General features: G+C 65.3%; 24 protein-coding genes. 13 read left to right on the top strand and 11 right to left on the bottom strand.

The annotated features are described in order from the left end of the window. The first annotated feature begins 10 nt into the window (after nt 1-10). Nucleotides 11-433, top strand: coding sequence for a nuclear transport factor 2 family protein (locus D3654_RS03655; RefSeq protein WP_120520170.1), 423 nt, complete (start codon nt 11-13; stop codon nt 431-433). A gap of 37 nt (nt 434-470) precedes the next feature. On the opposite strand, the gene D3654_RS03650 is transcribed toward D3654_RS03655, so the two are convergent. Genes D3654_RS03650 through D3654_RS03640 form a run of 3 tightly spaced genes read right to left on the bottom strand, consistent with a single transcriptional unit; the run spans nt 471 to nt 3,476 of the window. Further along, nucleotides 471-1,646, bottom strand: a complete 1,176-nt coding sequence (locus D3654_RS03650; RefSeq protein WP_342635084.1) for an FAD-dependent oxidoreductase — start codon at nt 1,644-1,646, stop codon at nt 471-473. Further along, the gene (locus tag D3654_RS03645) at nt 1,630-2,340 is read right to left on the bottom strand and encodes a class I SAM-dependent methyltransferase (RefSeq protein ID WP_120520169.1); all 711 of its coding nucleotides are present in this window, start codon (nt 2,338-2,340) and stop codon (nt 1,630-1,632) included. The genes D3654_RS03650 and D3654_RS03645 overlap by 17 nt, the downstream gene beginning before the upstream one ends. Further along, nucleotides 2,337-3,476 carry a type III polyketide synthase gene (locus tag D3654_RS03640; protein WP_120520168.1) on the bottom strand — a complete coding sequence of 380 codons (1,140 nt, stop codon included), beginning with the start codon at nt 3,474-3,476 and terminating at the stop codon, nt 2,337-2,339. The genes D3654_RS03645 and D3654_RS03640 overlap by 4 nt, the downstream gene beginning before the upstream one ends. Nucleotides 3,477-3,721: 245 nt before the next feature. On the opposite strand from D3654_RS03640, the gene D3654_RS03635 reads away from it, so the two are divergent. Then, nucleotides 3,722-6,106 (top strand): ATP-binding cassette domain-containing protein, encoded by a 2,385-nt coding sequence (locus D3654_RS03635; protein ID WP_120520228.1) that lies wholly within the window; start codon nt 3,722-3,724, stop codon nt 6,104-6,106. Between the two features lie 157 nt (nt 6,107-6,263). Beyond that, nucleotides 6,264-6,638, top strand: coding sequence for a cupin domain-containing protein (locus tag D3654_RS03630; RefSeq protein ID WP_120520167.1), 375 nt, complete (start codon nt 6,264-6,266; stop codon nt 6,636-6,638). Nucleotides 6,639-6,900: 262 nt separating this feature from the next. Here the strand turns inward: D3654_RS03630 and D3654_RS03625 are convergent, their stop codons facing one another. Next, nucleotides 6,901-9,084 carry an ATP-dependent DNA ligase gene (locus D3654_RS03625; RefSeq protein WP_120520166.1) on the bottom strand — a complete coding sequence of 728 codons (2,184 nt, stop codon included), beginning with the start codon at nt 9,082-9,084 and terminating at the stop codon, nt 6,901-6,903. Nucleotides 9,085-9,425: 341 nt separating this feature from the next. On the opposite strand from D3654_RS03625, the gene D3654_RS03620 reads away from it, so the two are divergent. After that, nucleotides 9,426-9,740, top strand: a complete 315-nt coding sequence (locus D3654_RS03620; RefSeq protein WP_120520165.1) for a hypothetical protein — start codon at nt 9,426-9,428, stop codon at nt 9,738-9,740. Nucleotides 9,741-10,530: 790 nt separating this feature from the next. Here D3654_RS03620 and D3654_RS03615 read toward each other — a convergent pair. The 4 genes from D3654_RS03615 to D3654_RS03600 form a co-directional block, all read right to left on the bottom strand. Beyond that, nucleotides 10,531-11,097 (bottom strand): dihydrofolate reductase family protein, encoded by a 567-nt coding sequence (locus D3654_RS03615; protein ID WP_120520164.1) that lies wholly within the window; start codon nt 11,095-11,097, stop codon nt 10,531-10,533. A gap of 15 nt (nt 11,098-11,112) precedes the next feature. Beyond that, nucleotides 11,113-11,943, bottom strand: coding sequence for an alpha/beta fold hydrolase (locus tag D3654_RS03610; RefSeq protein ID WP_120520163.1), 831 nt, complete (start codon nt 11,941-11,943; stop codon nt 11,113-11,115). Between the two features lie 182 nt (nt 11,944-12,125). Next, nucleotides 12,126-12,557, bottom strand: coding sequence for a VOC family protein (locus tag D3654_RS03605; RefSeq protein ID WP_120520162.1), 432 nt, complete (start codon nt 12,555-12,557; stop codon nt 12,126-12,128). 52 nt (nt 12,558-12,609) lie between these two features. After that, complete coding sequence (locus tag D3654_RS03600; protein ID WP_120520161.1) at nt 12,610-13,065, bottom strand: VOC family protein; 456 nt, start codon at nt 13,063-13,065, stop codon at nt 12,610-12,612. A 190-nt stretch (nt 13,066-13,255) separates the two neighbouring features. Here D3654_RS03600 and D3654_RS20725 point away from each other — a divergent pair, with 190 nt between their 5' ends. Both D3654_RS20725 and D3654_RS03595 read left to right on the top strand, forming a co-directional pair. Next, a complete protein-coding gene (locus tag D3654_RS20725; protein WP_245413073.1) occupies nt 13,256-13,753 on the top strand; it encodes a hypothetical protein in 498 nt (165 codons plus the stop codon). Continuing rightward, complete coding sequence (locus tag D3654_RS03595) at nt 13,707-14,522, top strand: integrase catalytic domain-containing protein (protein WP_245413072.1); 816 nt, start codon at nt 13,707-13,709, stop codon at nt 14,520-14,522. Before D3654_RS20725 ends, D3654_RS03595 begins: the two co-directional genes overlap by 47 nt. Nucleotides 14,523-14,533: 11 nt before the next feature. Here D3654_RS03595 and D3654_RS03590 read toward each other — a convergent pair whose 3' ends face one another. Next, nucleotides 14,534-14,911 (bottom strand): VOC family protein, encoded by a 378-nt coding sequence (locus D3654_RS03590; protein WP_120520160.1) that lies wholly within the window; start codon nt 14,909-14,911, stop codon nt 14,534-14,536. Nucleotides 14,912-15,017: 106 nt separating this feature from the next. On the opposite strand from D3654_RS03590, the gene D3654_RS03585 reads away from it, so the two are divergent. Together D3654_RS03585 and D3654_RS03580 are read left to right on the top strand one after the other, a co-directional pair. Beyond that, nucleotides 15,018-15,410 (top strand): DUF3054 domain-containing protein, encoded by a 393-nt coding sequence (locus D3654_RS03585; protein WP_120520159.1) that lies wholly within the window; start codon nt 15,018-15,020, stop codon nt 15,408-15,410. A 116-nt stretch (nt 15,411-15,526) separates the two neighbouring features. Then, nucleotides 15,527-15,808 (top strand): Lrp/AsnC family transcriptional regulator, encoded by a 282-nt coding sequence (locus D3654_RS03580; protein ID WP_115789157.1) that lies wholly within the window; start codon nt 15,527-15,529, stop codon nt 15,806-15,808. A 24-nt stretch (nt 15,809-15,832) separates the two neighbouring features. On the opposite strand, the gene trpD is transcribed toward D3654_RS03580, so the two are convergent. Further along, entirely contained in the window at nt 15,833-16,891 is a 1,059-nt protein-coding gene (gene trpD / locus D3654_RS03575) for an anthranilate phosphoribosyltransferase (RefSeq protein ID WP_120520227.1), read from the bottom strand. A gap of 149 nt (nt 16,892-17,040) precedes the next feature. Between trpD and ctaE the strand changes: the two genes are divergently transcribed. From ctaE to qcrB, 4 genes are all read left to right on the top strand, one after another. After that, complete coding sequence (gene ctaE, locus D3654_RS03570) at nt 17,041-17,679, top strand: aa3-type cytochrome oxidase subunit III (protein WP_120520226.1); 639 nt, start codon at nt 17,041-17,043, stop codon at nt 17,677-17,679. An 87-nt stretch (nt 17,680-17,766) separates the two neighbouring features. Continuing rightward, a complete protein-coding gene (gene qcrC / locus D3654_RS03565) occupies nt 17,767-18,555 on the top strand; it encodes a cytochrome bc1 complex diheme cytochrome c subunit (RefSeq protein WP_120520158.1) in 789 nt (262 codons plus the stop codon). Between the two features lie 100 nt (nt 18,556-18,655). Further along, on the top strand, nt 18,656-19,726 hold the full coding sequence (qcrA, locus tag D3654_RS03560) for a cytochrome bc1 complex Rieske iron-sulfur subunit (RefSeq protein ID WP_120520157.1): 1,071 nt from the start codon (nt 18,656-18,658) through the stop codon (nt 19,724-19,726). Next, a complete protein-coding gene (gene qcrB / locus D3654_RS03555; protein ID WP_120520156.1) occupies nt 19,704-21,374 on the top strand; it encodes a cytochrome bc1 complex cytochrome b subunit in 1,671 nt (556 codons plus the stop codon). Before qcrA ends, qcrB begins: the two co-directional genes overlap by 23 nt. Nucleotides 21,375-21,503: 129 nt before the next feature. Here the strand turns inward: qcrB and D3654_RS03550 are convergent, their stop codons facing one another. After that, complete coding sequence (locus D3654_RS03550) at nt 21,504-22,286, bottom strand: GntR family transcriptional regulator (protein ID WP_120520155.1); 783 nt, start codon at nt 22,284-22,286, stop codon at nt 21,504-21,506. A 160-nt stretch (nt 22,287-22,446) separates the two neighbouring features. Between D3654_RS03550 and D3654_RS03545 the strand changes: the two genes are divergently transcribed. Continuing rightward, nucleotides 22,447-22,740, top strand: coding sequence for an HPr family phosphocarrier protein (locus D3654_RS03545; protein ID WP_120520154.1), 294 nt, complete (start codon nt 22,447-22,449; stop codon nt 22,738-22,740). The last annotated feature ends 96 nt before the right edge of the window (nt 22,741-22,836 follow it).

Raw genomic sequence — 22,836 nt, 5'->3', positions numbered from 1 at the left:
GGCTCGAAAAGTGACTGAACTGACCCCCTTGGACTGTGTGTTGGGCTTCATCCGTGCCGTGGAAGGCGGGGGAGGTGCCGACGAAGTGCGGCCCTTCCTCGCGGACGATTTCAGGCTCACGGAATGGCCGCATGTGCTGTCGGTGCGGGGTGCCATCCGGGACCTGCGGGCCACGCTTTCCGGAGCGGACCAGAGCAAGGACGTGGTCAAGAACCAGCGCTTCGAGATCGTGCGCACCACCTGCGAGGGGAATCGGGTGGTCCTGGAAATCAACTGGTCGGCGGTCCTGCTGCTGGACCTGCCGCACTGGGACGCCGGGGACACCATCCGCGCCCGCACCGCCGCCATTTTCGAGGTGGAGAACGGTCGGATCCGCAGCCAGGACAGCTACGACTGCTATTTCACCGACCCCACCCAGCTGACGGGTCACTGACTAGGGTTCCAACCGCGCTGAAGCTGGTCAAACTCACCTAATGCATGGTGAAACGCCGTGCCACGAATCCGGCGACGGCGGGCCGCCGGACCACGCGGCCGACGATGGCATTGCGCAACCTGAGGACAGGGGGAGGCATCGGCCGGCCAAGCGCCATGTTGATGCCGGCCTGGCGGCTGGCTTTCCGGGCCGCGCGCAGCCGTGCACGCTCCAGTTCGGCGAGTTCGGTGTGCAGGGTCGGATCCGTCCGGCCCCGTTCCGCGCGGACCATGCGTTCCAGGAGGGGCGCCAAGGCTGCGGCGTCCAGCCAGCCCAGGTTCATCCCCTGTCCGCCGATCGGGCTCAGTTCGTGGGCCGCGTCGCCGATCAGGACGGTGCGCCCGTGGACCATGGCAGGCGCCAGGCGGGACGTGACCCCGAAGGCGCTGAGCATCGAATTGCTGGCAGGATCCACCAGTGCCCCTGTGCGTTCCTCGATGAGGGCCGCCAGCCCGGACGCGGACGGTTCACCGTCGGGCGATCCGATGCGCACCACCCAGCGGCGGATTCCTCCGGGCAGCGGGAAGCACTCCACGATGCCGGGCGGTTCGAGGAAGAGCACGGCCTCGGATCCGTACGGGGTTCCGTCGTGGAAGTCGCCCATGAGGTAATGATCCGGATAGCTGCGCACGGCGGGAGTCACTCCCAGCGCCGCCCTGAGCCCGGAACGCGCGCCATCCGCAGCAACCAGGAAGCGGCACCGCGCTTCAAACGGCTCCGCCGGCCCGGCACCATCGGCGCGCCTGCCCCGCACCAGGAGGCCGCCGTCGGTGGGCGCTGAGTCCAGCACCTCGACGCCGCGGTGCAGCACCCCGGAACCGAGCTGCGCGACGCGATCCTCCAGGACCGCGAGGGTCACCGCCTGGGGCACCGAAAGGATGAACGGGTATTCGGCGCCCGGGAGCCCGAAATCCAGCGAACCGACCTTCCGCCCGGCGCTGTACGCCGTGCCGCCCCTGATCTGCACTCCGCTCCCGATCAGCGGCACAGCCGCGCCGATGCTCTCGAGCACCGCCAGGGCGGGAGGGTGGATGCCGATGGCCCGGCTCTGGGACCCCGCGCCCGCACGCTTTTCGAACACGGCGACGTCGAGGCCGCGCCGGAGCAGAAGTGCGGCCATGCAGAGGCCCACCGGACCGGCGCCGACGATGCCGACGTCAAGCACTGCCTGCACCAGGCGGGCGGTACACGAGCAGGAGGTGCCAGGGTCCGTTGCGCTCCACCTGCCAGCCCGGCGGCACGATTTTCCGCAGTTCGGACGGCGTATAACTGCGCCGGATGGAGGCCAGCCCGTCGGTATGGATGTACGAGCCGGGGCCCAACGGCCAGAAGCCAGCCAGGAACAGGAGGTAGGCGAGCCGGCTGCGCCGCAGGTCGTTGTGCAACACGAGATGCCGGGCAAGGCGTTCGGAATCGGCGAGGACGGCAGCCAGTTCGGCGGCGCTGAGATGGTGCAGGACGTGGTTGGAAATCACGACGTCGAAGCGCCCACCTTCCGCCACGAGGTCGGAGCTGAGCGCCCTCCGGTAGCTGACGCCGTCGGGCGCTTTCCGGGAGGTGGCGAACGCGTGGGCGCGGGCGTCGGGATCGGCGCCGGTAACTTCCAAACGAAGGCCCTCCCGGGCGGCACGGCCGGCGAGCCGCCGCACCACGTCCCCTCCGCCGCACCCGATGTCCAACAGGGTCGCCGCCGTGGAGGCGGACAGCAGTGGTCTGATCCGTCGCTCGAAGTTCCTGCCCCAGCGGGCAAGCAGGAAATTGATGACGGGGAACCTCGCGTAGCTTCGGCGCAGCCGGGCGGGGTCGCAGTCGGGGCGGTCCATCTGCTCGGTCAGGCTGTCCGCCCGTTCCCGCAGGAAGGCGGTCATGGCCGCAGGGGAGCGACCTTGGTGAACAATCCGGTTTCCACTGTGAGGCCGGGGCCGAACGCCATGGAGCAGATCCGCTCCTCGTCCTGGCGGGGCGGCTGGCTGAGGATGTGCTTGATGACGAAGAGCACGGTGGCGCTGCTCATGTTCCCGAAGTCGCGCAGGATGTCGCGCGCAGGGCGCAGCTGCTCCTCGAGGAGTTCGAGTTTGGCTTCGACCTTGTCGAGGATGCTCCGGCCGCCGGGGTGGATGGCCCAATGCGGGATCTCCCGGTACGGCCGCCCCGTCAGACCGTCTTCCCGGGCGAGCAACGGTTCCAGCGCACCGGTGATGTGTTCTTCGATGATGTGCGGGACGTAACTGCCCAGGACCATTTCAAACCCTTGGTCGCCGATGTTCCAGGCCATCGCTTCTTCGCCCACCGGTGTGAGGACCGTTTCGAAATGGTCCAGCCGCAGCGCCGCGTCCGGTCCCGCCGGGGTCCTCGAACTGACGACGGCGGCCGCCGCACCGTCGCCGAAGATCGCCGAGCCCATGATGGTGTCCGGGTCGTTGGAGGTCCTGACGTGCAGGGAGCAGAGTTCGACGCAGACCACCAGAACCACAGCGGCCGGGTCCGCGAGGCAGAACTGGCGGGCGGCCCGCAGGGCCGGAAAGGCCGCGTAGCACCCCATGAACCCGAGGTGGTAGCGCTGCACTGCCGGGTTGAGCCCTAGTGCGCGGACCACTTTGTAATCGGGCCCGGGGTTGAAGAAGCCGGTGCAGGAAACGGTGATCACGTGCGTGATGTCGGCCGGCTCCACGTCCGGGCAACGTCCGACGGCGGCCTTCCCGGCTTCGATGAAAAGCTTGGTGGCCTCGGTGAAGAAGAGGTCGTTGCGCACCTTGGTGCTCGGGCTCAGGACCTCGCCGCTGTCAGGATCGTAGAAGTCCCGGCGGTCCGGGAGTCCGCCGTCGGTGAGTTCGGCGACGGCGGTATGCCGGGTATCGATCGCCGCGGAGTCGAAGCATGTCCTGACGAGCCTGGAGCCGAGCCGGGTGAGGCCGGGCTGGGCGGCGAATACATCGCGCGCCTGGGGTTGCACGAGGATGGTTGGCGGTACGGCTGTCTCGAGGGAATTCACGTAGACCGGCATGCTTCATTGTTGGCGTCGAGGCGGCTTAAGACAATGGGCCGGGCCGGAGCAGGATCGGAGAAGCCTCGCGGCCATGGGCGGGATTAGTGTGGTGGCCAGGACTCCCGCGCCCGGCCAACGCTAACACCTAGCGTGCTCCCCAGCCTCGCAGGCCCGGCCGGGCCCCCCGCACGTTAGGCTGGGCGGAGCGATGCAGGACGATGGGGGACCGCCGCGCCGGTCCACTGATCACGGACGGAGAAACGATGAGCACGGATACGGGAACCGAAGCACAATCCTCCTCGGTGCCGCTCGCCGACAGCCACGAGCTGATCAAGGTGGAGGGTGCCCGCGAGAACAACCTCAAGGACATCAGCCTGCAGATTCCGAAGCGGCGCCTGACGGCATTCACCGGAGTCTCCGGCTCCGGCAAGAGTTCCCTGGTGTTCGGTACCATCGCGGCCGAGTCGCAGCGGATGATCAACGAAACCTACAGCACCTTCGTCCAGGGGTTCATGCCTTCGCTGGCCCGCCCGGACGTGGACGTCCTGGAGGGCCTGACGACCGCGATCATCGTGGACCAGGAGCGCATGGGCGCCAACGCGCGTTCCACCGTGGGAACGGTCACCGACGCGAACGCCATGCTGCGCGTGCTCTTCAGCAGGCTCGGCACTCCGTACATCGGACCTGCCGTGGCCTTCTCGTTCAACATTCCCACCCGCAAGGCCAGCGGCGTGTTGACCGATGCCAGGGGCGAGAAGACGATCGTGCGCGAGGCCGTCTACCACGGCGGCATGTGCGCTGAATGCGAGGGCAGAGGTACGGTTTCCGACCTCGACCTCACCGCGATCTTTGACGAAAACAAGTCCCTGCTCGACGGCGCCATCCTCGTTCCCGGGTACACCGCGGACGGCTGGATGGTCGCCACCTTCACTGAATCGGGTTTCGTCGACCCGAACAAGCCGCTCAAGGACTTCACCAAGCGGGAACTGGACGACCTGCTCTACAAGGAGCCGGTGAAGATAAGGGCGAAGGGCATCAACGTCACCTATGAGGGCCTTATCCCGAAGATCCGCAAGTCCATGTTCAGCAAGGACCCGGATTCGCTGCAGCCGCACATCCGCGCCTTCGTGGAACGCGCCGCCGTCTTCGCCTCCTGCCCCGCCTGCGACGGCACACGGCTCAACGACGCGGCCCGCTCCTCACGCATCAACGGCCTGAACATCGCCGAGGTCTGCGCCATGCAGATCACGGACCTTGCGCGCTGGATCCGCGACCTGGACGCGCCCTCCGTTGCACCGCTGAAGGGCAACCTGCTGCACCTGTTCGATTCCTTCGTGGAGATCGGCCTCGGCTACCTGTCCCTGGACCGGCCGTCCGGAACGCTGTCCGGCGGCGAGGCGCAGCGCGTCAAGATGATCCGCCACCTCGGGTCCTCGCTCACCGACGTCACCTATGTCTTCGACGAACCCACCATCGGCCTGCACCCGCACGACATCCAGCGGATGAACAAGCTCCTGCTGCGCCTGCGCGACAAAGGCAACACCGTCCTGGTGGTTGAGCACAAACCGGAAGCGATCGCCGTCGCCGATCACGTCGTCGACCTCGGCCCGGGCGCCGGAACCGCCGGCGGCAACATCTGCTACGAAGGCACCGTTGAGGGGCTGCGGGCCAGCGGCACCCTGACCGGCCAGCACCTCGACGACCGTGCGAAACTCAAGGACAAGATCCGCAAGGGCAAAGGCAAACTGGAGATCCGCGGCGCGTCGGAACACAACCTGAAGGACGTCGACGTCGACATCCCGCTGGGTGCGCTGGTGGTGGTGACCGGGGTGGCCGGCTCCGGGAAGAGTTCCCTGATCCACGGTTCGCTCACCGGCGGCGAGGGCGTGGTGGCGATCGACCAGTCCGGCATCAGGGGCTCGCGGCGCAGCAACCCGGCCACCTACACGGGCCTCCTCGAACCGATCCGGAAAGCCTTCGCCAAGGCCAACGGCGTGAAGCCGGCATTGTTCAGCGCAAACTCCGAAGGCGCCTGCCCCGAATGCAAGGGCGCCGGGGTGATCTACACGGAACTCGGGTTCATGGACACCGTGTCCACGCCCTGCGAGGACTGCGAGGGCAAGGGCTTCCAGGCAGCCGTCCTGGTGTACAAGCTGGGCGGGCGCAACATCAGCGAAGTGCTCGGCATGTCGGTGAGCGCCGCCGAAGAGTTCTTCTCCACCGGGGAGGCCAAGATCCCTGCGGCGCACGCGATCCTGCGGCGGCTGGCCGACGTCGGGCTCGGCTACCTCGCGCTCGGGCAGCCCCTCACCACGCTCTCGGGCGGTGAGCGCCAGCGGCTCAAGCTGGCCTCGCAGATGGGGGAGAAGGGCAACGTCTACATCCTCGACGAGCCCACCACCGGCCTGCACCTGGCCGACGTCGAACAGCTCCTCGCACTGCTGGACCGGCTGGTGGAATCCGGCAAGTCCGTGATCGTGATCGAACACCACCAGGCGGTGATGGCGCACGCGGACTGGATCATCGACCTCGGCCCCGGCGCCGGGCACGACGGCGGCAACATCGTTTTCGAGGGAACTCCGGCCGAGCTGGTGGCCGCTCGGGCGGGGTTGACCGGCCAGCACCTGGCGGACTACGTGGGGGCCTGAGGCGGGAGTGGCCGCGGGGCACCTTATTGACATGCTCTGCTCCCGGGCGCACGCTGATACCGCTGGTTCCCGGTACTGGCACGCCAGCCAGCCGCATCCCCGGAGCAGGCTCCGCGCTCTGGACGAATAATCCACGCCACTCCTGCGAGGAAGACCGATGTCATCAGTAACTGTCAATGCCCTTGAAACGAAGTCGTTTGACGAGCCCGATGAAAAGCGCCGTCCGCCCCTGACCGAAGTCGATGTTGTCACGATCAGCGATACGACCTTGGGGAGGTTCACCTTCGAGCCGGGCTGGCGCTGGTCCGAGACGGTCAAGACCGTCGTCCACACGGACAGTTGCCAGGTCAATCACTTAGGAGTCTGCACGTCGGGGACGCTGATAGTGCAGATGGAGGATGGATCGCGGATCACGGTGAGTCCCGGCGGCGCCTACGCTATCCCGGCCGGACACGACGCCTGGGTGGAGGGCGACGAACCCTTCGTGGCCTACGAAATCATGAGCGCGGCGACCTTCGCGAAGCCGGCGTGACGGCTGGATAAGGGAGTTCAGGTGGAGCAGTTCGCCGCGGTGGCAGCCTCCGCGGATTTGGCCGCGCTGGCTGTTTTCCAGGGTGTTCTCATCGGCGCCACCCCGCTTCCCTGAGCAATCGGGGTGGAATCCACTGTGACGTGAGAGTCTCACCCCGGCGGGCGCCGTCCCGCCGAGTAGCCGGCGCGACGGCGCCCACTGCCCACCCGGTACTTGCCGAACGGGGATGCCCCGGCCAAGGGAGCCCCCTTGCGCGGGCGGGCTACGCGGGCCGGTCCCGGGTCAGGACCGAGGAAAGGTCGTAGCTTACGGGTTCCTCAAGCTGGTCATAGGTGCACGACTCTGGCAGGCGGTCCTCGCGCCATCGGACCCATTGCGCAGTGTGGCGGAACCGCTCGCCCTCCATGTGGTCGTACTTGACCTCGACGACGCGCTCCGGCCGCAGCGGGATGAACGAGAGATCCTTTTGTGCATTCCAGCGGGAGTGCGCCGCCGCTGTAGGGGTGCGCGGTGCGGACTGATCGCGGTTGTCCGGCAACACCTCGGCGGGCTGCGCCCACGCCCAGGGGTGCCCGTCGAACGTCGTCACGAGCGGCTGCAGCTCCTCGAACAGCTCCTTGCGGCGGGCCATCGGAAACGCCCCGATGACGCCCACTGAATTGAGCAGGCTCTGGGCGTCGTACAGGCCCAGGAGCAGGGATCCGATGGCGTCGGGTTCGTCTTTGTAGAGCCTGAACCCGGCGAGGACGCAGTCGGCCGTCCGCTCGTGCTTGAGTTTGGACATGACCCGCTTATCCTCGGCGTAGAGCTCCCCGAGGGGCTTGGCGATGACTCCGTCCAAGCCGGCACCTTCGAAGGTGCTGAACCACTCCAGCGCGACGGCGGGGTCCTTGGTCGCCTGGGTGAGGTAGACCGGGGGCTTGGAGTTCTTGAGTGCCTCCTCAAGGGCTGTGCGCCGCTCGTGGAACGGACGCTCCACGTAGTTGGTCTGGCCCAGGGCGAGCAGGTCGAAAGCCACGAAGCTCGCCGGCGATGCGGCACTCAGCTTGGCGATGCGGGAAGCCGCAGGGTGAATGCGCTGCTGGAGGGCATCGAAGTTGAGCCGGTCTCCGGTGCCTGGGTCCACGAGGACGATTTCGCCGTCGATGACCGAATGGTCGGGGAAGTTTGCGATGATGGCCTCGACGAGTTCCGGGAAGTAGCGCGTCATGGGCAGGGAATTGCGCGATCCAATCTCCACCCGATCGCCGGAGCGCCACACGATTGAGCGGAAGCCATCCCACTTCGGCTCGTACAGGTACTCGCCGATCGGGAGCTTCTTGACCGGCTTGGCAAGCATCGGCCCGTACGGGGGAGCGATCGCGGTTCCCCACTCGGCGTCGCGCTCGGCCTTGGGCGCCGAATAGTCCTCGTCGGCTCGGTCCGCCTTGCGCTTGCTCGGCGGTACCCGCGGCGGCTCGCCGGGCATCTTGGGGTAGTCCGGCGGGAAGTTGAGCTCACCGAGGCCGCGCTCGAGGTCAGCGTCCCATAAGGCGAGGGCGCCCGAAATGTCGCCCGGCGCGCCGTCGAGGTCCGCCCACGGGCAGTCACGGGCGGCCAAGAGCGCGGGAACTGTCCGGACGGTGAAGTCTCGCGGGTCGGCGTCGGGGAGCTCGTCCCACGTCAGCGGGGTCGAGACGGGCGCGTGAGGCAAGGGCCGGGGCGAATAGGCGGCGGCGATCGTCCGGTCGCGGTTGGCCTGGTTGAAGTCGACGAACACCCGCTCGCCGCGCTCTTCCTTCCACCACGAGGTGGTCACGAGGTCCGGCATGCGGCGCTCCAGCTCGCGTGCAATCCCGATGACGGCGTGCCGCACATGAAGGAACTCGTGCGTGGGCCGGATGCGCGCGTAGACGTGGACGCCCCGGTTGCCCGAGGTTTTCGCGTAGGCCGTGAGCCCAGCCTCGGCCATGACCTCGCGCAGCGCGAGCGCGGCGGTGACGGCGTCGCGGAAGTCGCGCCCAGGCTGCGGATCGAGGTCGATCCGCAGCTCGTCCGGGTTGTCAAGATTGGCCGTGCGCACCGGCCAAGGGTGGAAGGTGATCGTTCCCATCTGCGCCGCCCACGCGAGCGCTGCGGCCTCGTCGAACACGAGCTGATCGTGGCGCCTGTGGGATGGGTAGGTGCACATCACCGTCCTGAGGTAGGAAGGCGCGCCCCGCGGCGGCCGCTTCGAGAAGAACTCCTCGCCGTCGATCCCTTCGGGGAAGCGCTGCAAGGTCATGGGCCGGTCTCCATTGAGCCGGAGGAAGGGTGATGCCACCGAGATCAGGTAGCTGGCCAGGTCGCGTTTGGTGAGGGGAGGATGCCCCTCGACGCCGGGCCACAGCACCTTGTCTGGGCTGCTCAGCTTGACCTCCCGATCGCCATCGGGGCCGTCCACGTGCAGGATCTCAGAATCCGCCATGGGCCCAACAGTAGCTGCCGCAACGCGTTTGGGGCAGGCCGTCGCGTCAAACGAGACTCATCTGGTCCAACTTGAGGCCGCGGCGCAAACGCCGGATTCGCATTGAAAAGGGAGTAGTTGCATCAGACCCACCTTCTGTCAGGAAACTCTGGCATGCACGCGGATCTATGGGCCAGGAGTTGCCCATAGATCCGGCCGGTAACCCGTCTACTTTCGATGGCTTTGATCGAAAAAAAATTGGGGTGACTAGAGCGGGTCCGTGAGATCGTTTCCCTATGTCTCTTGATGTCTAATTCCAAGGCTTCTCCAACGGCGAAGCCGCCCGGGGCGGTGGAGTTAAAATGCGTGAAGTGCTTGAACCGTTCATCGTGCGAGAGGAGCCCGAACGCAACCTTGCATTGATTGTGTATGGCGACGGATCCGCTGACGTATACGTCGGCGATGACGGCATCATGGCCAACCACATTTCCGGGGAACAACCATGGGAGCTATTGGTGCAGGGGGCTTCCGCAGCTGACTGGGTGATCATGCCTGTTGGCTGCCCGATCTGCCTCACGAACGAAACACAGCAAGATGACTTGCCCGCGGAAATCCGGGAAGAAGTTGCGGTGGTGGCGACCGGCGCAGAACTCCTGAAGGTCATACGGTCTCAATGACCGCTAGCCCTGACGGCGGCAATACGTTTCGCATTTGCCGCGGCTGAGTCGGTGGCGTGGCGTTCAATGGCCTGGGTCGTGAACCGGCGGGCCAGCACCAGCATCGGCCGCACGAAAACCCTATTTGACCTGCGAAAACGTCCAATACGCAGAGGGATCTCGCAGCTACTTCCACTCCCGTTGTAAAACTGGCATGGGGACGTGTTGATGTGAGACGAGTAGAAGACGGATCCTGCGCCGCGCACTTCAGGTACGGTCCATGTTCACCACCCCATCCAATGAAATAGGGCAGACTCCATGGGGACGGGCCGGTCGCCGGCGATGGCCCAGCTGGCGATTATTGCTATCACCATGATCACCAGCAGTAGCGCGATTGCCAGAATTGCGCGAGGTTTCATTCCGGAAGCCTAGCTGGAGCGCTGATCTGCCAGGAGCGAGATGCCAAGGAATAAGTGATAGTCAACTGGCAGCGAGACGTGTTAAAGGGCGACGAGTAGTAGCTGGATCCGTGTCGTCGCTATGACGTGAATCCGCCACGACTCGCTGCGCTAAGGCTCAGTTCGGCCTCAAGAAGCGCGCCGGCAGGACGGCAAATTCGGGGAGCATCAACATGATGCACTTCGAAGCAAAAGTCGCCTCTGACCTGCGGAAACGCTGAATACGTCCAGAGGCGGGAGTTCCCGCACCTACTTCTACTCCCGGGTATTTAACCGCCGATAATCCACATTATGTAAAGTAAATGTCTGCGCGACTAACCGGATGCTCCCCCGCCCATGCAGAGGAATCCCGCTCAGCGCCTCGTCTCGTACCTGGCCATGAGTACGCCGTCGGCAATCTCCCGCCCCTCCATGAGATTCAGGTTCACCCAACTGTCCAGCGCGGCGAAGAACGGCGTGCCGCCGCCCACCAGGACTGGATGGGTGACCAGTACGTACTCATCGATCAGTCCGGCCCGCATGGCCGCCCCGGCGAGCGTTGCGCCGCCGACGGTCATCGGGCCGCCGTCGTCGGCCTTAAGCCGGGTGATCTCCCCAATCGCATCGCCGGTAACCAGGCGGGTGTTCCAGTCGACCTTTTCGATCGTCGAGGAGAACACCACCTTCGGTGTGTCCCGCCAGTTCCGCGCGAATTCGATCTGTGCCGGGGTGGCGTCGGGCTGCTGGTCGCCGGTCGGCCAGTAGGAACTCATGGTCTCCCACAGCTTGCGCCCGTACAGTGTCAGGCTGCTCGCCAGTTCCTGGTCGAGCCACCACTGGAATAGTTCATCGCTCGGCGGCCCGCTCCAGGAGATGTCGTCGCCGGGAGCGGAGATGTAGCCGTCCAGCGTCAGGTTCATGGCGTAGATCAGTTTCCGCATGGCGCCAACCTTCCGTCAGTTGGTATGCAGCTCGCCGAGGAAGCCAGTCACGGCCTCGTGCACCAGCGCGGTCCGTGCGAGTCCGGAGAAATGCGTTGTGCCGGGGAACACCGCGAGCTGCGAAGCGGGCACGCCCTCGAAGTCTCCGTTCACATCTCCCCCGCGCAGCTGAAGGAACTTCACCGCGTGCTCGAGCTTGACCATGTCGCAGTCTCCGACGGTGATGAGTGTCGGGGCCGCGATGCCGCGGATATCGTCGTCGCTCCAGCCGGACTCGCCTTCGCCGTAGCGCACGAGTTTGTCCAGGAGCCCTTGCAGATGTTCGCGGTCAGGGTGCGGTGATACGGCAAGATAGCGTTGCTCCATCGGGCTTCCGGCGATCATGTCCACGGACATTTCCGCCATCGCCTCGGCGTTGTCTCCGCGGTCCCCCTCCGGCCGGAACGACACCGACGAAACGATGAGCTTGCGCACAAGCTCTGGACGCGTGATAGCAAGATGCAGCGCGACGGCGCCTCCGATGCTGAACCCGAACAGGTCGACGTTGCCGATACCGAGGTGCCCGAGCAACCCTTCGACGTCGGAGGCCAAGGCGGCGGTACCGAGGGCCCGGTCGATGTCGTTGGTTCGTCCGTGCCCTTGGAAATCCGCGGCGATCACACGACGCCCGGACGAGAGCCCCGGAATCAGGGCGCCGAATTGTTGCTCGATGTCGAAAAGGCCGCCGTGCAGGAGCAGCAGCGGGGTGCCGCTGTCCTCACCCTGGCCGTGGACCTCGTAGTACATGCGCAGCCCGTTGACCGGCGCATATCCGGTTTCGCTCGCAGTTGCTGTTAGGTCCTGCATGGTCGGTCCTCCGCGTCTTCGTCGGCAGTTGTTCCACCCTGACACTCTCCGCTGCGCCGTGTCGAGGGTTCGCCCCGCAAGGGTGCGCATGCATGGTCGCAGCCGCTCCGGCTCCCGGCAATTGAACGCAGGAAGGTCCCTGCCCGGAAATCCGGGCAGGGACCTTCCTGCCGAAGTAGCCCCTACTCCCCTGCCGGCTGGGCGCCTGCGATGTTCACGAGCCAGGCGATGCCGAACTTATCGGTACACATCCCGAAGGTATCGCCCCAGGGAGCCGGCTCGAGCGGCATCATCACGGCGCCGCCGTCGGACAGTTTGTCCCAGTAACCGCGCAATTCCGCTTCGTCGCTGCTCTCGCCGCTCAGCGACACCGAGATGTTGTTTCCAGGGGTGTATGGCATGCCGTTCGGCGTGTCGGAGGCCATGAGCACCAGTCCGTTGCCCGAAACAAGCATGGCGTGCATGACCTTGTCCGCTTCGGCCGGGTCCTGGCTGGCTTGGAATTCGCCGAAAGTGCTGATGGTCAGCTCCCCGCCGAACACCGACTCGTAGAAGGTGATGGCATCCCGGGCGTTGTCACTGAAGGAAAGGTACGGGTTAAGACGTGTTGCCATTTCTTTGCTTCTCCTCTTTCGCTGGTACTGCTGGGTTGTGTTGCCGTTGCCGTCAGTTGCCGTCGTAGGCCCGCTGCAGGACGTTCAGGTCCAGTTTCTGCATCTTGAGCATTGCCTCCATGGCCCGCTGGGAACCTTCCGGGTCCGAGCCATACAGCAGGCCCGGGAGCGCCGTCGGGACGACCTGCCACGAGACGCCGAACTTGTCTTTGAGCCAGCCGCACTGGCTCTCTTCGCCGCCGGCTGTCAGGGCGTCCCAGTAGCGGTCGACCTCATCCTGCGAGTCGCAGTTGATGACGAAGGACACGGCCTCGGTGAAGTTGAACAGCGGTCCGCCGTTGAGGCCAAGGAATTCGCGGCCTTCGAGACTGAACTCAACCGTCATGGCTTTGCCGTCCGGGCCAGGGGTCGTGGTGCCGATCGATGAGTCGGGGAATATCCCGGCGTAGAAGGCAGCGGCTTCCTCGGCCGAGCCGTCGAACCAAAGACAGGTGGAAATCTTCTGCATGACTGTGCATCCCTCCCATATGCTGAGGCTCTTTGAGCCCCCCGATTGAGGCTAGTCCGCAGACACCCCCAGCACAACGGTCCGAGTTGACTCGTAAAAAACCTCCGCGAAGGGGCATACGTTGCCTCATAAGTATTTCTCCGGCTGGTTCGGGGTTGCCGGGCGGGCGGTGGCGGGTTACGCAGGGTGGATGGGACTGACGATGGCCGAGCGCAAGGCCGTGACGAAGCAGCTGGCGAGGACCTGCCGGGCCGGTGATCGGGTCCGGAAGGGCAGGATCCTGGACGAGGTGGTCGAGCTGACGGGCTGGCACCGGGACTATGCGCGGGCGGTGCTGCGGCATGCCCTTGATCCGCCCAGACCGCGTCCGGTGCGGGCGGGCCGGGCTCCGGTGTACGGGGCGGATCTGCAGCCTGGCCTGGTGCAGTGTTGGGCGGTGCTGCGGGCGCCGGCCGGACGGCTGCTGGCGGCGGAGATGCCTGAACTTGTGCCGATGCTGCGGGACGAGGGAGCTCTGCAGGTCACGGATCGGCAGGCGGCCCTGCTGGCGCGGATGAGCGCGGCAACGATCGATAGGCGGCTGGCCGGGGAACGGGCCAAGCTGCTGCCCCGGGGGGCGCTCCCACACCAAGCCCGGGTCCTTGCTGAAATCCCAGATCCCGATCCGGACCTGGGCGCAGTGGGATGATGCCGTGCCCGGGTTCGTGGAGATCGACCTGGTCGGCCATGAAGGGTCCAACAATTCCGGGCAGTTCTGCTTCACGCTGACCGTCACCGACATCGCCACGGGTTGGACGGTGAACAGGTCCGTGCCCAACCGGGCGCAGAAGCACGTCTTCGCTGCCCTGCAGCACGTCCTGTCGGTGTTTCCCTTTCCCGTGATCGGCATCGATTCGGACAACGGCAGCGAGTTCATCAACAACCATCTGTTCGATTTCTGCCTGGAACACCACATCACCTTCACCCGTTCCCGGTCCGGCAACAAGAACGACGGGGCCCACGTGGAGCAGAAGAACTGGGCCAGGGTCCGTGAACTCGTCGGTTACCTGCGCTACGACACCGCCGCGGAACTGGAGCTGCTGAATCAGATCTGGGAATTGGACCGGATCTTCACCAACTACCTGCTGCCCCAGCAGAAGCTCATCGCCAAGGTCCGCGTTGGAGCCAAGGTCACCAAGAAGCACGACGCTCCCGCGACCCCGCACAGACGCACGAAAGCCGACCCCGGCGTCTCACCCATGGCCGTGCTCCGCATGAACACCGAATACAAGAAGATCAGACCCGCTGCCCTGTCCCGGCAGATATTGTCCCTCACGGGCCGGCTCGAAACCCTCGCCACGGCCAAGCAGCCGACACCCGTTAAACCACCCGTCAACGAGGACTGGAACCGCCGACCCAACCGGAGATATTCAACTGAGGCGACGAATGCCCTTCCCGGAGGTATTGACATGAGGTAACAGGCGGTCCGTCAGTCCCCCGCGGCCGGCGTCCGGGACACCAGCCCCACCGTGTTGCCCTCGCTGTCCTCGATGAACGCCATCCACTCCTCGGTTCCTGCCGGTCCGAGGGTGGCGTCGGGATGGGTGAAGATCAACTGCGGCCGCGCGACGATCCTCACCCCGGCCGCTTCGAGCCTGGCGAGTGCCGCATGGAGGTCAGGCCGTTCGAGGTATACGAGGGCGGACGGCGCACCGCGCTCCAGAAGCAGCCGGACGCCTCCCAAGTCGAAGAACACCAGGCCTGCCTGCTCGAAGCGGGCAAGGGGCTGCGCGCCGAGCAGTTCGGAATAGAAGGCGGTGGCCCGCTCAAGGTCCACAGCGCGCTGCGCAACTTGGATGACTTTCATGGAACCTCCCACAGTGACCGTCCAGCCCCATCCTGCTCCCGGCGGAAGCCCTGCTGCAAGGGCGCAGGGATTCGGAGCCGGGAGGAGCGCGGGATAAGGTCGGAGCATGCCTTCAAGCCCCCGTGGATCCCTGCTGCCCGTCGCCGCTGCCGTCATTGATGCCGCCCTCATTCTCCTGTTCGCGGCAATCGGCCGGGACACCCACCAGCGCGGCGAGACGGTGCTTGGGGTGCTGGACACAGCATGGCCCTTCCTCGCGGGAGCCACCGCGGGCTGGCTGATTGCGCGCGCCTGGCGCGCCCCGCTGGGAGTCTGGCCCGCCGGCGTCGTGATCTGGATCAGCGCGGTGGCCGGCGGCATGCTGCTCCGCCTCGCGAGCGGACACACGGCCGCCGTAGCGTTCATCGTGGTCGCCTTGATCACCCTCGCCGTCTTCCTGCTCGGGTACCGCCTGCTGTGGGCGCTGGTGCTCCGACTGCGGACGGCCCGCCGATCCTGAACCCAGATGAGGGGCCCCGAGGTGGGGACGCAGCGAGACTTGGGAGCCGGCGGGGACTAGGCTTGCATTCGTCCGATGACCCGCCGGCTCATGCCGCACGTAGGAAAGGCCCCACAGTGATCACTGCTTTTGTCCTGATCAAGACCGACGCTTCCCGCATTCCGGAAACGGCCGAGGAGATTTCCGCGATCCAGGGCATCAGCGAGGTCTATTCCGTCACCGGCGAGTGGGACCTGATCGCCGTGGCCCGCGTGGCGAAGCACGAAGAACTGGCCGATGTCATCGCCGACCGGCTGTCCAAGGTACCCGCCGTCGTGCACACCACCACGCACATCGCGTTCCGTGCATACTCCCAGCACGATCTCGACGCCGCGTTCGCGCTCGGCTTCGAGCAGTAGCCCGGCGGGACGGCCCCGAAGGGCTCAGCCTTGGCTGAGCCCGATCCAGGTCTCCAGGACCTTCGCCGCCGCACCGGAATCAATTGACTCGCCGGCCCGCTTGTAGGCGTCGTCCATCCGCTCGAGCAGGGTTCCCTCGGCCGATTCGGCAAAGGCCACCAGCCCGGCCGCGGCGTTAAGGAGCACCGCGTCGCGCACCGCTCCCGGCGTCCCGTCCAGCACATCGCGCACGACGGCGGCATTCGCCTTCGCGTCGCCGCCCTTCAGTTCGTCGATGGTCGAGACGGGGATGCCCAGCTCGAGCGGCGAGAAGCGCTGTTCCCTCACTTCTCCGTCGCGGATCTCCCAGACAGTGGAGGGACCCGTCGTCGTCAGTTCATCCAGGCCGTCCTCGCCGCGGAACACCAGCCCCCTGCTTCCCCGCCGTGCGAGCACGCCGGCGACCAAGGGCGCCATGGATGCATTCGCGACGCCGACAGCCGAGGCCTGTACATGGGCAGGGTTGGTCATGGGGCCGAGGAAGTTGAACGCCGTGGGGATGCCGAGTTCCTTGCGCGCCACCGCCGTGTGGCGGAACGACGGGTGGAACACCTGGGCGAAGCAGAAGGTGATGCCGGCTTCTTCGGCGTTGCGTGCCACGCGGTCGATCGGCAGGTCTAGCCGGACACCGAGTGCCTCGAGCACATCCGCCGAGCCGGAGGACGACGACGCCGCCCGGTTGCCGTGCTTGACGACCCGCGCGCCGGCGCCTGCAGCGACCAGGGCGGCCATGGTGGAGATATTGACGGTGTTGAGCTGGTCACCACCGGTGCCGACGATGTCGAGCTTCTCGCCCGGGATGGACACCGGGTTCGCGTTGGCGAGCATGGCCTCGACCAGGCCGGTCACTTCCTCGACCGTTTCGCCCTTGGAACGGAGTGCGACCAGGAAACCTGCGATCTGTGCCGGGGTCGCTTCCCCGGACATGATCGTGTTCATCGCCCACGCCGTGTTCTCTAGGGAAAGATCCTGTTTCCTGATCAAGGCGGAGATAAGGCCTGGCCAGGTGTTGCTTGCCTGCTGCTCGGATGCCGGTGAAGTCACCACTTGATGCTAGCGAGCGAGCCCGGCCGATGACCAATGTGAAAGACAGCGGGAACTTTTCCGCGCGATTTCGCGTGTTTGTAGAAAAAGTCCCCCCAAAAGGCGGTTCGCGTTGGGAACTCAGGACTTTTACAGACATAATGTTCCTTGTGACATCTGCGACCCATGCCCCCAGTACCCCGGCGCACCCGACGCTGAACCGCCCCAATCTCGTTTCCGTTGGAACGGTTGTTTGGCTGTCCAGTGAGTTGATGTTCTTCGCCGGCCTCTTTGCCATGTACTTCACCCTGCGCTCCACGTCCGGAGAGATGTGGGCTGAAGAGACCGCCAAGCTCAACTTCCCGTTTGCGCTCGTCAACACCATCGTCCTGGTAGCAAGCTCCTTCACTTGCCAGATGGGTGTTTTCGCCGCGGAACGCCTTGAGCCGCGCCGTCGGGGCGGTGCGTTCCAGTTCACCCGTTGGGGCATGAATGAGTGGTTCATCCTCACCTTCATCATGGGTGCTTTCTTCGTTGCCGGCCAGACCACCGAATACGCGATGCTCGTCTCCGAGCACGTTTCGCTGTCGTCCAACGCTTACGGCTCCGCCTTCTACATCACCACCGGCTTCCACGGTCTGCACGTCATCGGCGGCCTCATTGCCTTCCTCTTCATCATCGGCCGCGCGTTCGCAGCCAAGAAGTTCGGGCACTTCGAAGCCACGTCGGCGATTGTCACCTCTTACTACTGGCACTTCGTGGATGTTGTGTGGATCGGCCTCTTCCTGGTCATCTACGTCCTCAAGTAGCACGGCTTGGCTCTTGCAGCGCAAGGGCCTGAACAACAAAGAAGCGGCTCCCTGAGCCGACGCAGGATCGAATTAAGGAACCACCACGTGAAGGCACTCTCGCAGAAGCGACGTCACCCACTGGCAGCCATTGCGCTGCTGCTGATGGGCCTCCTCCTCACTGGTGGGCTGTACGCCGTCGCCACGACGGTCAACCAGGCCAAGGCAGAAACCACTACCTACAGTGCAAGTGACACTGAAGAGGGTAAGAAGCTGTTCGAGGCCAACTGCGCCACCTGCCACGGCATGGGCGCCAGCGGCTCCAAGGACGGCCCCTCGCTGGTCGGTGTTGGTGCAGCTGCGGTTGACTTCCAGGTAGGCACCGGCCGCATGCCCATGCAGATGAACGGCCCCCAGGCCCAGAAGAAGCCGTTGCAGTTCAACGAAGACCAGACGCACCAGCTTTCGGCTTACGTCGCCTCCCTCGGCGCCGGCCCCGCCATCCCCGAAGAGCACCTGCTCGACGAAAAGGGTGACGCCGCCGAAGGTGGCGAGCTGTTCCGCGTCAACTGCGCCATGTGCCACAACGCTGCTGCTGCCGGCGGCGCCCTGACCCGCGGCAAGTTCGCACCGGCCCTGGCCGACGTGAGCGGCAAGCACATCTACGAAGCCATGGCTACGGGCCCGCAGAACATGCCCGTGTTCAACGACGCCAACATCTCCCCTGAGGGCAAGCGCGACATCGTCACCTTCCTGAAGAAGATCGAAGCCAACGGCTCCCCGGGTGGCGCCGACCTTGGATCGCTCGGCCCGGTGGCTGAAGGCCTGTTCGTGTGGGTTGCCGGCCTTGGTGTGATCATCGCTTTCACCATCTGGCTGACGTCCCGCTCGTCCTAGGCCGCGCGCCAACGAACCTTCTGCCGCGTCCGCGCGGCAGCTTTGAATTGAAAATCCCCCCGGCGCCTGCCGGGACAACGAGAGAAGGATGAGGCGAATTATGGGCAACCATAGTGACGGCAGTCCGAACCACTCGGGCACCGTAGCTACGGCTGGTCAGAATGAAGTGGAGAAGTTCCAGGACCCTGGACTTCCTCCGCATCGTTTGCGCCTGGCTGACACGGACCCGAAGGCCGCGAAGCGAGCCGAGCGTCAGGTAGCCATTCTGTTTGGCGTCTCCATTGTCGGTACCTTGATCTTCCTTGGCGCGTACTTCGCCATTGATCTCGGCGTCGACTCGACGATCGCCACGATCCGCAACCAGAACCTGCTGCTGGGCCTGGGCACCGCGTTCGCGATGCTCGGCATCGGCACCGGTATTGTCCACTGGGCCAAGGCCCTCATGCCGGACCACGAGGTCTCCGAGGAGCGCCATGCGGTCCGCACCGAGGAAGACCGCCAGGCTGCCGTACGAATCGTCGACGACATCGTCGAAGAGACCGGCATCAAGCGCCGCCCGCTGATCCGCAACACCCTTCTGGGTGCTGTCGCTCTGGCTCCCCTGCCGGCGATCGCCGTCTTCGGCGACCTGGGTCCCCGCCCGGACGACAAGCTCGCACACACCATGTGGGCTCCGGAGGAGGGCAAGCTCAAGCGCCTCACCCGCGACCCCGACGGCACCCCGATCAAGGCATCGGATGTGACCATCGGCTCGGCGTTCCACGTCATCCCGGAAGGCCTCAACGAACTCCACGAAGGCAAGCTGAACGAAAAGGCCAAGGCTGTCGTCCTGCTCATGCGCCTCAACCCGGACTCGCTGAAGATCTCCCCCGGCCGCGAGGACTGGAGCTACAACGGCATCGTTGCCTACTCCAAGATCTGCACCCACGTCGGTTGCCCGGTTGCTCTCTACGAGCAGCAGACGCACCACCTGCTGTGCCCCTGCCACCAGTCGACCTTCGACCTGACGCAGGAATGCAAGGTCATCTTCGGCCCGGCCAGCCGCCCGCTCCCCCAGCTGCCCATCGCAGTTGACGCTGAGGGCTACCTCGTCGCCACGAGCGACTTCAAAGAACCTGTAGGACCGAGTTACTGGGAGCGTGACGAGCATGAGCGCCTCATCAACAGCTGACGTCCCCTTCGAAGCAAAGACCAAGGTCGGCCGCTTCACGGACTTCGTTGACGAACGCGTCGGCGGATCCGGAATCCTTCGCGAATTCGGCCGGAAGGTCTTCCCCGACCACTGGTCGTTCATGTTCGGCGAAGTGGCACTGTACTCTTTCGTCATCCTCCTGTTGTCGGGTACCTTCCTGACGTTCTTCTTCGACCCGTCCATGGCGGAAACCCACTACCAGGGTTCGTACACTCCGCTGTACAACGTCGAGATGTCGGTGGCCTACAGCTCCTCGCTGGACATCTCCTTCGATGTCCGCGGCGGCCTCTTCATGCGCCAGGTGCACCACTGGGCCGCGCTGCTCTTCGTGGCCTCGCTCGGTGTGCACATGCTGCGTGTGTTCTTCACCGGCGCCTTCCGCAAGCCCCGTGAAATGAACTGGGTTGTCGGCGGCGTGCTGCTCATCCTGGCCATGGCAGCCGGCTTCACGGGCTACTCGCTCCCCGACGATCTGCTCTCCGGCAACGGCCTGCGCATCATCGACGGTGTCATCAAGTCCATCCCGGTCATCGGTACGTACATCTCGTTCTTCCTCTTCGGCGGCGAGTTCCCGGGCACGGCCATCATCGGCCGCCTCTACGTGCTCCACATCCTGCTGGTTCCCGCGCTCATCCTCCTGATGATCGTGATCCACCTGTTCATGGTTGTGGTCCACAAGCACACCCAGTACCCCGGCCCGGGCCGCAACGACGGAAACGTCGTCGGCTACCCGCTGGGCCCGGTATACGCGGCCAAGGCCGGCGGCTTCTTCTTCATCGTCTTCGGCGTGATCGCCCTGATGGCGGCAGCGTTCACCATCAACCCGATCTGGAACTACGGCCCGTACGACCCCTCCCCGGTGTCCGCCGGTACCCAGCCCGACTGGTACATCGGCTTCGTCGACGGCGCCCTTCGCCTGATGCCCGGTGTGGTCAACGATTTCCACTTCGAGTACGTGATCTTCGGGTACACCCTGACCCTGAACGTCCTGCTTCCGGCCCTCGTGCCCGCAGGCATCATCTTCACGGTCCTGTTCACCTACCCCTGGATCGAACGCTGGATCACCAAGGACAACCGCGAGCACCACGTCCTGGACCGTCCGCGCAACGCTCCGACCCGTACGGCCATCGGTGTCGCCGGCTTCACCTGGTACTGCGTCATGTGGGCAGCCGCAGGTTCCGACCTCATTGCCACGCACTTCCACGTGTCGCTGAACGACGTCACCTACTGGCTGCGCGCACTGTTCTTTGTCGGTCCGATCATCGCGTTCATCGTGACGAAGCGCGTAGCCCTTGCCTTGCAGCGCAAGGACCGGGAAATCGCACTGCACGGCCGCGAGACCGGACGCATCGTCCGTCTGCCCCACGGCGAGTTCATCGAGGTCCACGCTCCGCTTGATGACTACAAGCAGTACAAACTTGTCGGCTTCGAATCCCCGGCTCCGCTTCCGGCACAGCCGAACGAGCACGGCGTTGTGACCCGCAAGGAGAAGCGCCGCGCGGCACTCTCCAAGTGGTTCTTCGAGGACCGCGTTGCTCCGGCGACGCCGGCCGAGGTGGAAGCCGCGCACGCGCACGGTCACCACGAAGCCATCGAAGGCGCTGATCAAAAGAGCCTGAGCCACTAACAACGGCATACAGAAGGAAGGCCCCGTCCAATCGGACGGGGCCTTCCTTGTTTCGCGGTGCAGAGCATCCGGTGCAGGACTATTTGCAGCCGATCGAGCCGACAAACCCCCGCGGCCGGCTGCGACGCCCTAGTAGCCCGCGCGCGGCCCCCTGGTGGGCCGCACGCCGGGGCGCTGCAGGGGCACCCAGAGCTTGTAGCGGTCGGCGCGGTAGTAGGACACCGAATAGTCGACCATGGCCCGGGCCACGAAGGCGTGCCGCTGGATCTTGAGCAGCGGCGAGCCCACATCGACATTGAGCAGGCGGGCGGTGGACGGTGAGGCGGCAGTGGCCTCGATCATGTCTTCGCCCCACTCCATGACCAAGCCGTATCGTTCGCTCAGGACGTTGTAGAGCGAGGTGGGCGGGGCTTCGTCCAGGAAGCCCGGCACGCGGTGAGCCGGGATGAAGTTCTCGTCCACGCTCATGGGCTCGTTGTCGGCCAACAGCAGGCGCCTGAAACGGACCACTGGCGTTCCCTCGTCCAACTGCAGTTCACGGGCCAGGAAGGCGCTGGCTGCAATCTGTTCGAAGCTCAGCACCTTGGCCGCGGGGACCATGCCGCGGCGCTGCATTTCCTCGCTGTAGGAGGTCAGCTTCACCTGGAGGTCGAGCTTTGGTTTCCGCACAAACGTGCCGAGGCCCACCACCCGCTCGATAATCTCCTCGCCCACCAGGGCGTCGATGGCCTGGCGCACGGTCATGCGCGCCAGCCCGAAGCGTTCCGAGAGATCCCGTTCCGACGGCAGGGCGGCGCCTGGCCGGCAGGAGTCCGTGATGAACGTGCGGAGGATTTCGCGCAGCTGGACATATATGGGGACGCCGCTTTTGCGGTCGATTTCACCGATGATTTTCGAGGCGTCAACAGACACGGCAGGCCCCGGATCCGGAAGCGGGCAATTCCATAGGACAAGCGTAGGCGAATCCCCCGCAGCTGTGCTCCGCCGGAGCTGGGGAGCAGTACTGCTGCGTTAGGCTTTTAAGGATCATTTTCACCGGGCGGCCCTGTTCCGCCAGAGCAAAGGAGCCGGTTTGCCCGAGCACAAAGCCACCGTCGCCGCAGAGATCGGCCTTCATGCACGCGCGGCGGCCGTGTTTGTCCGGGCGGTGACGGCCACCGGCCTGCCGGTCACCATCCGCAAACCGGGACATCCCGCCGTCGACGCCCGCTCGCTGCTGGAGGTCATGACCGAGGACTTCGCGCACGGCTGCGAAGTCCTACTGAACGTCACCGCGGAGGCTGTGCCTGCCGGGAAATCACCGGGCGAGGTGGATGACGCCCTGGCGGCACTTGCGGCCCTTCTGGAGGCCCCTGACGCCCGCTGAGCGGGCAGCATCCCCGGCTCCTGCCGGGGACTTTCCGGCTAAGCGCAGCTTTCCTGTTAACAAACGACGGCGGGCCCCACCTTCAAGGTGGGGCCC

This window comes from Arthrobacter celericrescens, assembly GCF_003614925.1.
Lineage (GTDB): Bacteria > Actinomycetota > Actinomycetes > Actinomycetales > Micrococcaceae > Arthrobacter > Arthrobacter celericrescens.
The sequence above is the reverse complement of the archived record's forward strand: the minus strand, read 5'-3'. Positions and strand labels throughout refer to the sequence as shown.

Excerpts from the sequence above, each read along its gene's own strand:
- D3654_RS03645 (WP_120520169.1), bottom strand. The coding sequence starts at position 2,340 with ATGACCGCCTTCCTGCGGGAACGGGCGGACAGCCTGACCGAGCAGATG.
- D3654_RS03640 (WP_120520168.1), bottom strand. The coding sequence starts at position 3,476 with ATGCCGGTCTACGTGAATTCCCTCGAGACAGCCGTACCGCCAACCATC.
- D3654_RS03635 (WP_120520228.1), top strand. The coding sequence starts at position 3,722 with ATGAGCACGGATACGGGAACCGAAGCACAATCCTCCTCGGTGCCGCTC.
- D3654_RS03630 (WP_120520167.1), top strand. The coding sequence starts at position 6,264 with ATGTCATCAGTAACTGTCAATGCCCTTGAAACGAAGTCGTTTGACGAG.
- D3654_RS03625 (WP_120520166.1), bottom strand. The coding sequence starts at position 9,084 with ATGGCGGATTCTGAGATCCTGCACGTGGACGGCCCCGATGGCGATCGG.
- D3654_RS03620 (WP_120520165.1), top strand. The coding sequence starts at position 9,426 with ATGCGTGAAGTGCTTGAACCGTTCATCGTGCGAGAGGAGCCCGAACGC.
- D3654_RS03615 (WP_120520164.1), bottom strand. The coding sequence starts at position 11,097 with ATGCGGAAACTGATCTACGCCATGAACCTGACGCTGGACGGCTACATC.
- D3654_RS03610 (WP_120520163.1), bottom strand. The coding sequence starts at position 11,943 with ATGCAGGACCTAACAGCAACTGCGAGCGAAACCGGATATGCGCCGGTC.
- D3654_RS03605 (WP_120520162.1), bottom strand. The coding sequence starts at position 12,557 with ATGGCAACACGTCTTAACCCGTACCTTTCCTTCAGTGACAACGCCCGG.
- D3654_RS03600 (WP_120520161.1), bottom strand. The coding sequence starts at position 13,065 with ATGCAGAAGATTTCCACCTGTCTTTGGTTCGACGGCTCGGCCGAGGAA.
- D3654_RS20725 (WP_245413073.1), top strand. The coding sequence starts at position 13,256 with ATGGGACTGACGATGGCCGAGCGCAAGGCCGTGACGAAGCAGCTGGCG.
- D3654_RS03590 (WP_120520160.1), bottom strand. The coding sequence starts at position 14,911 with ATGAAAGTCATCCAAGTTGCGCAGCGCGCTGTGGACCTTGAGCGGGCC.
- D3654_RS03585 (WP_120520159.1), top strand. The coding sequence starts at position 15,018 with ATGCCTTCAAGCCCCCGTGGATCCCTGCTGCCCGTCGCCGCTGCCGTC.
- qcrA (WP_120520157.1), top strand. The coding sequence starts at position 18,656 with ATGGGCAACCATAGTGACGGCAGTCCGAACCACTCGGGCACCGTAGCT.
- qcrB (WP_120520156.1), top strand. The coding sequence starts at position 19,704 with ATGAGCGCCTCATCAACAGCTGACGTCCCCTTCGAAGCAAAGACCAAG.